Source organism: Marinobacterium sp. xm-m-312 (genome assembly GCF_013283295.1).
Taxonomy (GTDB): Bacteria; Pseudomonadota; Gammaproteobacteria; order Pseudomonadales; family Balneatricaceae; genus Marinobacterium_E.
Genome location: NZ_WBYS01000003.1, coordinates 266,340 through 278,757, shown reverse-complemented (window position 1 = coordinate 278,757; position 12,418 = coordinate 266,340). Strand labels below are relative to the sequence as shown.

Annotated in this window: 14 protein-coding genes and 5 tRNA genes; 1 reads left to right on the top strand and 18 read right to left on the bottom strand. The window is 49.5% G+C overall.

The features are described from left to right. Positions 1–59 precede the first annotated feature (59 nt). The 16 genes from nusG to rppH form a co-directional block, all read right to left on the bottom strand. On the bottom strand, positions 60–602 hold the full coding sequence (gene nusG / locus XMM312_RS05635; protein WP_173481790.1) for a transcription termination/antitermination protein NusG: 543 nt from the start codon (positions 600–602) through the stop codon (positions 60–62). Positions 603–611: 9 nt separating this feature from the next. Next, positions 612–980, bottom strand: a complete 369-nt coding sequence (gene secE / locus XMM312_RS05630) for a preprotein translocase subunit SecE (RefSeq protein ID WP_173481789.1) — start codon at positions 978–980, stop codon at positions 612–614. 62 nt (positions 981–1,042) lie between these two features. Next, a tRNA-Trp gene (locus XMM312_RS05625) sits at positions 1,043–1,118 on the bottom strand. A 165-nt stretch (positions 1,119–1,283) separates the two neighbouring features. Next, positions 1,284–1,358, bottom strand: a tRNA-Thr gene (locus XMM312_RS05620). 13 nt (positions 1,359–1,371) lie between these two features. After that, a tRNA-Gly gene (locus tag XMM312_RS05615) sits at positions 1,372–1,446 on the bottom strand. Positions 1,447–1,463: 17 nt separating this feature from the next. Continuing rightward, positions 1,464–1,547, bottom strand: a tRNA-Tyr gene (locus XMM312_RS05610). A 17-nt stretch (positions 1,548–1,564) separates the two neighbouring features. Further along, positions 1,565–1,640 (bottom strand) — tRNA-Thr (locus XMM312_RS05605). 23 nt (positions 1,641–1,663) lie between these two features. Further along, entirely contained in the window at positions 1,664–2,305 is a 642-nt protein-coding gene (locus XMM312_RS05600; RefSeq protein ID WP_173481788.1) for a hypothetical protein, read from the bottom strand. Next, positions 2,305–3,027 carry a type III pantothenate kinase gene (locus tag XMM312_RS05595; protein ID WP_173481787.1) on the bottom strand — a complete coding sequence of 241 codons (723 nt, stop codon included), beginning with the start codon at positions 3,025–3,027 and terminating at the stop codon, positions 2,305–2,307. Before XMM312_RS05595 ends, XMM312_RS05600 begins: the two co-directional genes overlap by 1 nt. Continuing rightward, positions 3,017–3,982, bottom strand: a complete 966-nt coding sequence (gene birA / locus XMM312_RS05590; protein WP_173481786.1) for a bifunctional biotin--[acetyl-CoA-carboxylase] ligase/biotin operon repressor BirA — start codon at positions 3,980–3,982, stop codon at positions 3,017–3,019. The genes XMM312_RS05595 and birA overlap by 11 nt, the downstream gene beginning before the upstream one ends. A gap of 2 nt (positions 3,983–3,984) precedes the next feature. After that, positions 3,985–4,497 carry a dihydrofolate reductase gene (locus XMM312_RS05585; protein WP_173488807.1) on the bottom strand — a complete coding sequence of 171 codons (513 nt, stop codon included), beginning with the start codon at positions 4,495–4,497 and terminating at the stop codon, positions 3,985–3,987. Between the two features lie 12 nt (positions 4,498–4,509). Beyond that, positions 4,510–5,361, bottom strand: a complete 852-nt coding sequence (locus XMM312_RS05580) for a thymidylate synthase (protein WP_173481784.1) — start codon at positions 5,359–5,361, stop codon at positions 4,510–4,512. Positions 5,362–5,375: 14 nt separating this feature from the next. Further along, complete coding sequence (gene lgt / locus XMM312_RS05575) at positions 5,376–6,155, bottom strand: prolipoprotein diacylglyceryl transferase (protein WP_173488820.1); 780 nt, start codon at positions 6,153–6,155, stop codon at positions 5,376–5,378. Then, complete coding sequence (locus XMM312_RS05570) at positions 6,155–6,964, bottom strand: sulfite exporter TauE/SafE family protein (RefSeq protein ID WP_173488806.1); 810 nt, start codon at positions 6,962–6,964, stop codon at positions 6,155–6,157. Before XMM312_RS05570 ends, lgt begins: the two co-directional genes overlap by 1 nt. Continuing rightward, positions 6,965–9,259, bottom strand: coding sequence for a phosphoenolpyruvate--protein phosphotransferase (gene ptsP / locus XMM312_RS05565; protein WP_173481816.1), 2,295 nt, complete (start codon positions 9,257–9,259; stop codon positions 6,965–6,967). A gap of 33 nt (positions 9,260–9,292) precedes the next feature. Beyond that, on the bottom strand, positions 9,293–9,778 hold the full coding sequence (gene rppH / locus XMM312_RS05560) for an RNA pyrophosphohydrolase (RefSeq protein WP_173481782.1): 486 nt from the start codon (positions 9,776–9,778) through the stop codon (positions 9,293–9,295). A gap of 140 nt (positions 9,779–9,918) precedes the next feature. Here rppH and XMM312_RS05555 point away from each other — a divergent pair, with 140 nt between their 5' ends. Further along, positions 9,919–10,578 carry an HAD family phosphatase gene (locus tag XMM312_RS05555; RefSeq protein WP_173481815.1) on the top strand — a complete coding sequence of 220 codons (660 nt, stop codon included), beginning with the start codon at positions 9,919–9,921 and terminating at the stop codon, positions 10,576–10,578. A 15-nt stretch (positions 10,579–10,593) separates the two neighbouring features. Here XMM312_RS05555 and XMM312_RS05550 read toward each other — a convergent pair whose 3' ends face one another. Continuing rightward, entirely contained in the window at positions 10,594–11,010 is a 417-nt protein-coding gene (locus tag XMM312_RS05550; protein ID WP_173481781.1) for a CBS domain-containing protein, read from the bottom strand. A 146-nt stretch (positions 11,011–11,156) separates the two neighbouring features. Then, on the bottom strand, positions 11,157–12,353 hold the full coding sequence (locus XMM312_RS05545) for a class I SAM-dependent rRNA methyltransferase (protein ID WP_173482539.1): 1,197 nt from the start codon (positions 12,351–12,353) through the stop codon (positions 11,157–11,159). Positions 12,354–12,418 lie beyond the last annotated feature (65 nt).

Here is a 12,418-nt window from a genome sequence, read left to right as displayed (position 1 = left end):
CCCTTTACACAACAAAAACCGAGCAGCCTTTCAGCCACTCAGTTCGTTAAAAACCTTCGTTAAACTTTTTCGACCTGACGGAACTCAAGTTCAACCGGTGTTGAGCGACCGAAGATCAATACAGCCACTTTCAGACGTGACTTCTCGTAATCAACCTCTTCAACAACACCATTGAAGTCAGCGAATGGGCCATCATTAACACGCACCATCTCACCCGCTTCAAACATCGTCTTAGGACGTGGCTTATCAACACCACTCTCTACACGACGTAGAATCTCATCAGCTTCACGCTGAGTAATTGGTGCAGGCTTATCTGCCGTACCACCTATGAAACCTAGAACACGTGGCGTACTCTTAACCATGTGCCAAGTTTCGTCGTTCATCACCATGTTAACGAGCACATAACCTGGGTAGAACTTGCGCTCAGACTTACGCTTCTTACCATCACGGATCTCTACAACCTCTTCTGTTGGCACAAGGATATCGCCAAACAGATCTTCCATACCGTGACGCTCGATCGCTTCTAGCAGACCAGCCTGAACACGCTTCTCATAACCAGAGTAAGCGTGAACAACGTACCAGCGCATCTTTTCTGAACTCATAGAAACCTCTTAACCAATAAAGCCAGACACTACCCAGCCGAGTAGCGAGTCCAGACCCCAAAGCAAAAGACCAACAATCAATACAGCCACAACAACGATCAAGGTCGTCTGCAACGTCTCTTGACGAGTTGGCCATACCACTTTGCGAATCTCATTCTTCGCCTCTTTGAATAGACGGAAGAACGCTTTACCTTTTGCCGTTTGAAGTGCAACAAAGCCAGCTACAATTGCGAGCGCAACTAACGCAAGCACACGATAGAGCAGTGACTCGTTAGCGTAGACAGAGTTACCGACCACACCAACAGCAACGATCGCAATAACAACAAGCCACTTCAGGCTGTCAAATTTAGACACGTCGTCAGAAACTTTTGAGTTCACCAGAACCTCTACTAATCAAACACTTAAGCTAGATTTGCTGCATGTAAACCACCTGTAAAAGGTGGCAGGGTAGGAGGGACTCGAACCCCCAACCTGCGGTTTTGGAGACCGCTGCTCTGCCAATTGAGCCACTACCCTATACAACAAGGGACGCGCATTATACCCGCCTAAAATCTCAGTTTCAACTGATAAAACCAAGAAATTCAGCAGCCTATGCGGTATTGAAAACCCACTTCGAAACGCTCTGACACCTACCCCAAGACGTAAAAAAAGGCAGACAATTAATCTACCTTACATGTGTCATGGAGCTCATGGGCGGATTTGAACCGCCGACCTCACCCTTACCAAGGGTGTGCTCTACCCCTGAGCTACATGAGCGAATATCGTCGATTGGAGCGGGTAGCGGGAATCGAACCCGCCTCTTCAGCTTGGAAGGCTGAGGTAATAGCCACTATACCATACCCGCCGAAGGAGCTATCGAAATGGTGGTGGGAGATGGATTCGAACCATCGAAGCTTTCGCGTCGGATTTACAATCCGATCCCTTTGGCCACTCGGGAATCCCACCAGTACTTATTGCTGAAATGGTGCCGGCACCAAGAGTCGAACTCGGGACCTACTGATTACAAGTCAGTTGCTCTACCAACTGAGCTATACCGGCTCAGCAATGAAGTGGGGCGTATCTTACTGATCAGGTTTCAGCGTTGCAACCCCTTCGCAGGGTTTTTTTTCAAATTGAGCGCCAGGCCACTGTGTCGCGACCATTTCGATCAATTCTTGATCAAATTCAAACCCTTGTAGGTAGCTTACAGTCACACGAAAAGCATCACTTTGAATGGTGTTAACCTTTTTACGCAATTTGCTCTGTAAATCATCTGGGAACTGCTTTCGCAACTCATCGACGGCAGCATCATCAGGATAGACGCCCATCACTAGTGCACCATCGCGACTCTCGGGAACCCAACCCAGTGACGCCAGCTGATCGAGCAAGGCAACACGACGATCGGCATCTGCTGGCAGGGGCAATTCAACTTTCCAACCTTGCGCAACAGGAGGAATCTTTTCGTAAGCGAGATCTACTCCATAGCCTTCAAGCTGAATAAGCAACCTCTCTGCCTCATAGTCACTCTCTAAAGGCTGAAAATAACCACACTCCCTTGGACGCAATACTAACTGCTCGCTTGCATCAAGTTCATTGGGAAGTCGAAGCGCGGCAGGCCTGATGTCTGGCTGCCTGACGGTGTCTGCAAATCGGTATTCTTGCGCGTACCACAAAAACAGCAGCGCATTCCCTAAAAGCACTAACAACACCAACCAACGTAACATTAAAGTGTCACCCTCTCCGCCAAACTCAATCCATCTAACACCAGGTTTGGCAGACACTCAACCCTAGGTTCTGACTTAATATATTCAAAAAGCTTAAGAGCATCACCACCGGTTAACAGAACACTCGCCTGCTCATTGAAATCTGCTCTTAGAGCCAAAATAGAGTGAGCCAGACCGGCAAATACTAACTCCGCACCTGATGAAACACAGCTAGCAGTATCGACTCCACCAAAGGGTTGAGCACTAGCCTCTTGCTCAAAACGGATGTTTGCCGTTTGCCCCAGCAGCGCACTCTGCAGCATTTGGTAACCTGGGGTGATAAATCCACCTGTATGCTGCCCATTTGCCGTCAATAGATCGATGGTCACCGCACTGCCGGCATCAACCAGTATCGCGGGCACTCCCTTCCCTCTCTGAAAAGCAGCCAACAAAACCAACCAACGGTCGACACCTAATCGCGAGACCTCCTCATATCCACAGCGCACACCCGCGCACTCTTTCGAAACACGAGCAAACTCTGGAGTACAGCCATAGCGCTGTTCCAGTTCCGAGGAGAGCCTTTCATTAACCTCTGACGCCGCAACTGAGCTAATCCAAAGAGCATCCACCGATGCATCAGGCCATTGAGGATCAACCAGTCTGGTCACACCCTCGCGTTCAACCCGATCTGATACCAGGCGCCACTTAACTCGACTGTTGCCTATATCCAGTTCAAGACGCACTGTTAACTCCTCGTAAACTAATCTCACCAGCAGAGTAACGGTTTAGCTTACCCTCAACCTCCACTAGCACCTCACCCTGCGCATCCACACCTCGGCAAATACCCTCCACTTCAGCGTGACCCATTAAGAGCCTAACAGGATAATCTTGGAATGCATGGACCGCCTGCCACTGCTGAGCGTATGCCGAGAAACCTTTTGTTTCAAACTCATTTAACAGTTGAGTTAATGATCGGACAATCTCAATCAAAAGCTGAGAACGAGTTAGCGTACCTGACATGTAGTTGCCCAAATCCGACCACTCTTGGTCAATGCTAGAATTGACACTGTCCGGCATCTTCACATTGATCCCAACACCAATCACAGCAGAACACTCACCCGTCAGATCGCCGGCCAGCTCGATCAATACCCCACCCAGCTTACGCTTCTCTAATAGGAGATCATTCGGCCACTTCAACTGCACCCCTGTCACAGCAAGCGAACTCAATGCCTGCTGAACAGCCAACCCAACCGCCAAACTTAGACCTTGGAGTGCTGCCGCGCCCCCTTTAAATTGGCAGCCCAGTGAAAGATACAAATTGGCCGCAAAAGGGCTCACCCACTGACGTCCGCGTCTACCTCGACCCTGCCCCTGATACTCAGCTGCCACTAACACTTTGCGACAGCCATCAGACATATGGGTTTGCGCAACACGATTGGTCGAGTCGACCGAATCTAAAACGTCGATGCGGTCATAGTTAAGAGAGGACAACTCATTTGCGATAAACTGTTCATCAAGCAGATCTAGACCGCCATTGATGCGATAACCCCGCCCTCTCGATGATTGAATAGCGATTCCCAGAGCACTGAGTTTATCTAACTCTTTTCGAAGTGCGGATGAGGATATGTCCAGAATCGCAGCCAGACTGTTACCACTGCGATACTGGCCATCTGCCAGCAGCGATAACAGTCGTTGCACGATTACGCCTCGCTGCGGTCGTAGACGATGAATGCGTAGGGGTAGCGGTTCGGCTGATCGCCGGCAGGAAAAGATTGACGACCCAACTCTTGCCACTGGCCGTAGTCAATTTCAGGGAAGTGAGCATCTCCCTCAGGCTCAGCCTCAACCTGTGTCAGGTAGAGACGATCAACAAGAGGTAGCGATTGTGCATAGATCTGAGCACCACCAATAATGACAGTCTCCTCTACCCCGTCGATCATAGCCTGCGCCTCACCGACCTCGACAGCCTCTTCTAGGCTTGCCACGATTTTGACACCCTCAGCACTCCAATTCGAATCTCGTGTAATGACGATATTCAAACGACCTGGCAGAGGCTTGCCAATCGACTCAAAGGTTTTGCGACCCATAATAATGGGCTTACCCATGGTCACCTCTTTGAAATAACGCAGATCTTCAGGAAGGTACCAAGGCAGTTTATTGTCATTACCAATAACGCGATTTAAACCCTGAGCGACGATTAAAGCTAATCTCATAACCTCTCCTACTTATACAGAAAATGGGTATTGAATGGCGTCATGGTACTGATAGCCAACCACTTCAAAGTCATCCGTTGTCACCCAGGTTTCGATATCCTCAAGCGATTTAATATCGGGATTGATCTTTAACTGCGGGCTAGGGAAAGGTTCGCGCTTAAGCTGCACGTCACGCATCAACTCCAACTGATCTTCATAGATGTGCGCATTGACGATCTTATGATACGCCTTACCTGGTTTATGACCGGTTATCTGGGCCATCAACGCCAACAACACATAGACCTGAACCTGATTAAAATTGAGGCCCAGCGGCACATCACAACTGCGCTGATAGGATGTTAAAAAGAGCTGATCACCCAATAGCGAAAAGGTGTGGGTATGCATACAAGGACGCAGACAACCAAGATGAAACTCACCCGGGTTGTAGAAGGTCAGGATTTCGCCGCGATCATCGATCCCTTTAGAGAGGTTATCAACAATCTTCTTAAGCTGATCGGTGACGCTGCCATCGGACGCCATCCACTGACGACCCTGCACTCCGTAAACACGCCCCATGTCATCCTCACCTTTACGAGCAGGATTATTCAACCAAGCACCATTCTCGTTTGCGTTAGCATTCCACGTATTACAGCCAATATCACGAAACTGAGCCGCACTATCGTATCCACGTAGGTAACCCAAAAGCTCAGCAATGGCCGCTTTGTAAAAACTCTTGCGCGTTGTGACGAGCGGGAACTGATTGCCAGCGACATCATATTCAAGATTGGCATCAATCACTGTTAAACAACGCTTACCGGTGCGCTCATTACCCACCCAGACGCCTTCATCAATGATGCGTTGGCACAACTCTAAATACTGTTTCATCCAATAACCTTAGATTAATTTTTCGACGCAACTGGGCGCATAAGCAGATAAAGCCCAATCAAAATCATGGGTAGAGAGAGTAACTGACCCATTGTTAAAACATCAAATCCAATAAAGCCAAGATGCGCATCCGGCTCCCTGAAGAACTCTACAGCACTACGAGCAAGGCCGTAACCTAACAAAAAGAGCCCTGAAACCGACCCCAACTTGCGCGGTTTCATTGAGTAGATCCAGACAATTGAGAACAGAACAATACCTTCGAGCAGCGCTTCATAAAGCTGCGAAGGGTGTCTAGCTAACAGGTCGCTGGCACGTGGAAAGATCACACCCCAGGCCTGATCAGTGGCACGCCCCCACAACTCACCACCGATGAAGTTACCCATCCTGCCAGCAGCCAAACCTAAAGGCACGAGCGGGGCGACAAAATCACCGATCTCAAACAGTGATTTACCCTGACTTTTAGAGAACCAGAGAATGACTGCAACCACCCCTAACAGGCCACCATGGAAGGACATCCCGCCCTCCCAAACATGGAATAACCAGAGCGGATTTTCTAAGAAGTAGTCAAAGTGGTAGAAAAGGACATAACCGACTCGGCCACCAAGAATGACACCTAGAGCACCATAAAAAATCAGATCAGAAAGCTGCTTTTCGCTCCATAGACCGGTTCGCTTTGCTTGAACAGTACCCAACCAATAGGCCGAACCGAATGCGAGCAGGTACATGATGCCGTACCAATGAATCTGTATAGCACCAAAGCCGACCGCAACTGGGTCAATATCATGAGTCCAGATCACGCCAGCCCCATCAAGTTAATCAGCAAGAAACGAACACCAATGACCATTAAGAAGATGGCAAAGATCTTTTTCAGGTGTTTTTGTGGCAGAGAGTGCGCCAATTTCGCACCGACTCGAGCAAACTGTGAACTGGCAATCGCAATGCCCACAAAGGCTGGCAGATAGATGTAGCCAACACTATAAGCTGGCATACCTGCGGCATCTTGGCCGGCCCAGATATAAGCCAGTGCACTGAACAGCGCGATGGGCAAACCAACTGCGGCTGAAGTACCGACCGCTTCACGCATGTCACTGCCTCGAGCGGTCAAGTAGGGCACCGTCAAGGTACCACCGCCGATACCGAAAATAGAGGAGGCTCCACCAATGACTGACCCCGCAACACCCAACTCTAAGTTTTCAGGCGTGCTATTACCTTGACGCGGCTTCAAATCGAAAGCCATCTGCACTGCGACCATACAGGCAAAAATTCCAAAGATGATTTGAAGATTATCACCAGTTAACTGATCAGCGATCCAAACACCGACCATAGCACCAACGGCAACACCGACAGCGAGCGGCTTAAACTGATCAAAGCGAACCGCACCGCGTTTATTATGCGCCAGTACCGAACTGATCGAGGTAACCACAATGGTTGCAAGTGAAGTCGCTACTGCAGCGTGGGTCACAACGACCTCTGGCATCGCCTGAGCCGTAAAGCTAAAGATAAGAACGGGGACGATCAAAAGACCGCCACCAATACCAAAGAGCCCAGCCACAACGCCAGCCACCGAACCTAGAACTAGGTAGGTAATTAATGTCTCTATCATCTAATCGTTTCCTGGAAGAACGGGACGCGTCAACTGTGTCAGACCCGCGTTTTGAAGCGTTTCACGAAGCAATAGGTGAATATCTGAAGACTCATCCATTTTCATCACCTGCCCTAAAAGCAACGCTGCATCTTTATATTCAACACTGCGAATCGCCAACTTAACTTTAGGTAAGTTGGTCGAGTTCATTGAAAGCACGTCATAACCCATCGCCATCAACAGCAACGCACCGCCGGGATCGGCCGCCATCTCACCACAGATAGAGACCTGTTTCTGGTATTTGTGCGCCTCATTAGCAATCAACTGCAGTGCCTGCAACACCGATGGGTGATAGGTGGTGTAGAGATCAGCAACACGCGGATTATTGCGATCAACTGCGAGCAGATACTGAGTCAAATCATTAGAACCGACTGAGACAAAATCGATCAAAGGCGCAAAACGGCCAATTTGATAGACCGCAGCGGGCACTTCAATCATGACGCCAATCTCAGGCTTCTGAAGATCCAACCCCTCCTCCAACAACTCGTTGAACGCCTGATTAATCTGCTCCAGCGCCGCTTCCACCTCTTGAACACTGCTGATCATTGGCAGCATGATCCTTAAGTTATTGAGCCCCTCAGATGCCCGCAACATAGCACGCACCTGAACAAGGAAGATCTCGGGATGATCTAAGGTGACACGAATGCCTCGCCAACCAAGGAATGGGTTCTCTTCCTCAATTGGGAAATAGGGCAACGCCTTATCACCACCAATATCTAGGGTGCGCATGGTTACAGGTTTGGGGGCAAAGGCTTCCAGTTGACGACGGTAACTGTCCGCTTGCTCTAGTTCAGAAGGAAAAGTATCCCTAATCATAAACGGAATTTCTGTACGATAGAGTCCGATACCTTCAGCACCGCGTTTAACCGCACGCTCCACATCTGCCGTCAGACCGGTATTAACCCATAACGTCTGATTGAAACCATCTTGTGTCTCAGCGGGAAGGTCGCGAAGTTGATCCAGGTTAGCCTCAATCGCTCGCTCCTCTTTGAGAATAGAGCTGTAGGCTTCTAACAGATCATCTGTCGGGTCAACGTAGATCCTGCCTGAGTAGCCATCGACAATAACCTGACGACCATCAAGCTTGGTATAGGGCAGCTCAACCACACCCATCAGCGTTGGAATACCCATTGAACGAGCCAATATGGCGGCATGTGAGGAGCCAGAGCCGGTCACAGACACCATACCGACCAACTTATCTTCAGGCACCAAACCGAGCATAGCCGGCGAAAGGTCATCGGCAATCAAAACCGTGTTATCTGGGAAATCAGGAACCCGTTCAGCCCCCTCTTGTTGCATTGCCGAGAGCAGACGACGACCTAAGTCACGAATGTCAGTTGCCCGCTCGCGCAAGTAGGGGTCCTCCATATCGGAGAACTGCCTAACATGAGCTTGAATAACTTCCCGAAGCGCACCCTGAGCCCAGTTTCCTGCCTCAATCTTAGTTCGCACTTCACTTGGAATGGCATTGTCATCCAGCATACGGAGGTAGACTTCGAAGAGCGCCTGCTCCTCTGTTCTAAGGCGCGTCGCTAGAGAGTCAGAGACCTTCTGAATATCTTCCCGCACTTGAACCAGGGCGTGTTCGAAATCTTGCAGCTCTGCCTGGATATCATTGGCCGGCTTGTCAGGCACACTGCGTAGATCTGCAGAGAGCGTTGCCACATAGACATTACCGATAGCGACACCGGGTGCGCCAGCGATACCGACAAAACGCTTCGCCGTGACAGGCTCATCATCCTGTTTAGCGGCAGCAAAAACATCAAGAATGGAGCCGGTGGCCTCGGCATGGGCAATCACGCCAGCGAGCTGAGCCGACAGAGTAACCATGAAAGCCTCTTCAGACTCATCAAAGCGTCGAACTTCCCGCTGCTGAACAACCAACACACCGTGCACTTTACGCTGATGGATAATCGGCACACCAAGGAAGGCGTGGAAGCGTTCCTCACCGGTCGATTGTAGATAGACAAACGAAGGGTGAGTGAAGGCATCTTCAAGGTTGATCGGTTCTGCACGAGAACCGACTAAACCCACGATACCCTCAGTCGACGATAGAGAGACCTTACCCACCGCGTCCTGATTCAAACCCTCGGTGGCACGAAGCACATAACGATTCGTTTGCGTATCGGTTAGGTAGATGGAGCACACTTCAGTCGACATTGTCTCACGAATGCGACGCACAGTAAGGGAGAGTACCGACTCAAGATCGGACTCACTGCCTACTTCCTGCACAATCTGACGCAATCGAGCGAGCATGCTCATGTGCGACTCCTTTTAGACATTGTGTGTCTAGCGTTTAACGATACGTGTCAAACGAGGAGATAACTCCCGCATCGCTTTACGATAAACCTCTTTTTTAAATGAGACGACTTGCCCTACTGGGTACCAATAACTCACCCATCGCCAACCATCAAATTCTGGGGTGTCCGAACAGTCGATTTTCACTGCCTCGTCACGACTCAACATGCGCAACATAAACCACTTCTGTTTTTGACCTATACAGAGTGGAAACTGATTACGACGAATCATGCGTTTTGGCAGACGATACCTTAACCAACCACGGGTAACGCCGAGGATCTCCACATCCTTTTTCGTTAGGCCGATCTCTTCATGGAGTTCACGATACATGGCTTGTTCAGCGGTCTCATCCGCATTGATTCCACCTTGTGGAAACTGCCACGCATCTTGACCACAACGACGCGCCCACAGAACTTGACCCAGCGAGTTAACCAGAATGATACCTACATTCGGTCTAAACCCATCTGAATCGATCACTTTGTTTTCCTTAAAAAACTTTAACTTATGGTCCTATTGTTCCACAGTACCAACTTTTAAGAAATAGACTATTCACAGTGTCTTGCCAGTCAGCTCAGACACCCGTATTCTCTGCAGCGAATCCTAAACACGAGAACCTTATGAAACCCTTGGCTATTTTTGATCTGGATAACACCCTACTCAACGGCGACAGTGATCACGCATGGGGGGAGTTTTTGTGTCAAAAAGGCATTGTTGATGAGACCGCCTACCGAGCCGCAAATGACCGTTTTTTTGAACAGTACAAAGCGGGTACGATGGATATCAACGAATTTCTCGAGTTTGCGTTAAAACCACTGACAGAGCACAGCAAAGCTCAACTAGATCAGTGGCACAACGAATTCATGTCCGAGGTTATTGAGCCGATCATCCTGCCTAAGGCTGAAGAGCTCTTAGCAACACACCGCGCCGCGGGAGATAGGCTGATGATCATCACCGCGACCAACAGCTTTGTCACAGGACCCATTGCTAAACGCTTAGAGGTAGATGAGTTTCTTGCCACTGAGCCAGAACAGCTCAATGGTGCATACACAGGAAAAATAGCGGGCACACCCTGCTTCCAATCTGGCAAAGTTACCCGACTCAACGAGTGGCTCAAAGAGCACAACGCCAACCTCTCTGGCAGCCACTTCTACAGCGATTCAATCAACGATCTACCTCTGCTTGAGCAGGTAGAACGCGCCGTAGCCGTTAACCCAGACGAACGACTAACAGCTGAAGCTCAGCAGCGCGGCTGGCCGATCCTTGATCTTCGCCGCTAATCCTACGCAACTGTTTTAAGCGGATTTTTTGGTATTCGCCAGCGTGTCATTAAGTGCACGCATCACATTTTTACGGGTTACTATTCCAAGCAACTTACCCTCTTCACAGACTGGGTAAACCTTAGGCTTACCACCTTCCATGCGCTCAGCCAGCTGCAACAGCGTCTCTTTAGGAGAGACCGTCAGTGGTTGGCGATACATGATATCGCTGACACAGGTGCGATCATCAAGATAGTAGCTACTTGAGATGAGGTAGCGCAGGCAGTCATGCTCTGACAAGAATCCTGAAATTTTGCCCTCAGTGTTAACAACGGGCAGACCCGGGTAGTTAGAATCAACAAGGTGGGCAACCGCCACCTCCAAAGAGGCAGACTCTTGCAGAGGCACGACCGAAGCATCCATTAGATCTGAAACCAGTTTCTGGGAAAACATTACTCTCTCCTATTGATTAGAGTCACACTTTCATTATGGTTCAAAATCCAATTTTTTCCACACTCAGACTTAAGAGATAATCAATCAAATGATCTGGCACAAAAAAACGGAGCTAGGGCTCCGTTTTTCTCTTCCATAAATTCTGATCACTCATTCGCCAATAAGCGCATGAAATAAGCTTTCAGATACTCAGTTTCAGGAATCGCTGGGTGAATAGGGTGATCCGCTCCCTGATAGCCCTGTGCGAAAATTTGCCCCTGACGATCCAGCTCACGACTGTTGGTCCGTAGCGTATCGACTAGACGGTCTGTCTGCAGGTGCATTGAGCATGATGCCGATACCAACACACCACCACGCTTCAGCAGACGCATCGCAAAGTTGTTGATACGTGCATAAGCACGCTCACCATTACGAATGTCTTTTTTGCGCATAATAAAGGCAGGTGGATCGACGATCACCACATCAAAGCGCTCTTTATCAGCTACCAGTGTTTTACAGATATCGAAGGCATCGCCTTGCAGAGCTCTAAATTTCGGCAGAGCATTTTGTAGACGCGCATTCTCTTCAGCCACTTCCAGTGCGCCTGCAGACGCATCAACACAGGCCACTTCAGACGCGCCGGCAGCCAGTGCTTGAGCACCCCAGCCACCCACATAACTGAACAGATCAAGGACCTTTTTACCCTTCACCATCGTCTGCATACGTGCTCGGTTTTCACGGTGATCGTAGAACCAACCTGTTTTTTGCCCCGTCAACAGGGGTGCAACTAGGTTAACGCCATTTTCAGACAGTGGTGACAGATCGCCGACTTCACCTTGAACCACCTCAACGTAGGCCTCAAGACCTTCGGTTTCACGGAACTTACCGTCATTACGCAACACAATGGCGGCCGGCATAAAGACCTTGTTCAAGGCATCAATCACATGATGCTGAACCTTCTCCATCCCTGCCGTCGAAATCTGTATCACAAAGATATCGTAGTATCGATCGATCACTAGGCCAGGTAGACCGTCCGAATCGCCATACACTAAGCGGTAGCAGGGCTGATCAAAACTCATCTCGCGCAAAGACAGTGCGATGTTGAGACGGTGCACAATCAGCGAGCGATCGAGCTCTTGCTCTGGATCACGACTAAACAGACGACCACAGATCAAGGTATTGGGGTTGATAATCGCACTGCCTCTTGGGCGACCTTGGGAATCTACAACCTGGACCTGCTCTCCCACCTCAAAATTTTTCAGGGGTGAGGCTTTATTGTCCACCTCATTACTGTAGATCCAGACGTGTCCGCCACGAAGACGGCGATCTGCACCCTGCTGTAGAACTAAAGATTTTGCTTTCATCTAGCGATTACCAAAAATAAAAATACCCCGGTTGGCATTGAAACTTTCAAGCCAACCGGGGTTTT

Bases quoted from the DNA above. Each gene is read 5' to 3' on its own strand.
- nusG (WP_173481790.1), bottom strand. From the start codon at position 602: ATGAGTTCAGAAAAGATGCGCTGGTACGTTGTTCACGCTTACTCTGGT.
- XMM312_RS05600 (WP_173481788.1), bottom strand. From the start codon at position 2,305: ATGTTACGTTGGTTGGTGTTGTTAGTGCTTTTAGGGAATGCGCTGCTG.
- XMM312_RS05585 (WP_173488807.1), bottom strand. From the start codon at position 4,497: ATGAGATTAGCTTTAATCGTCGCTCAGGGTTTAAATCGCGTTATTGGT.
- XMM312_RS05580 (WP_173481784.1), bottom strand. From the start codon at position 5,361: ATGAAACAGTATTTAGAGTTGTGCCAACGCATCATTGATGAAGGCGTC.
- XMM312_RS05570 (WP_173488806.1), bottom strand. From the start codon at position 6,964: ATGATAGAGACATTAATTACCTACCTAGTTCTAGGTTCGGTGGCTGGC.
- ptsP (WP_173481816.1), bottom strand. From the start codon at position 9,259: ATGCTCGCTCGATTGCGTCAGATTGTGCAGGAAGTAGGCAGTGAGTCC.
- XMM312_RS05555 (WP_173481815.1), top strand. From the start codon at position 9,919: ATGAAACCCTTGGCTATTTTTGATCTGGATAACACCCTACTCAACGGC.
- XMM312_RS05550 (WP_173481781.1), bottom strand. From the start codon at position 11,010: ATGTTTTCCCAGAAACTGGTTTCAGATCTAATGGATGCTTCGGTCGTG.
- XMM312_RS05545 (WP_173482539.1), bottom strand. From the start codon at position 12,353: ATGAAAGCAAAATCTTTAGTTCTACAGCAGGGTGCAGATCGCCGTCTT.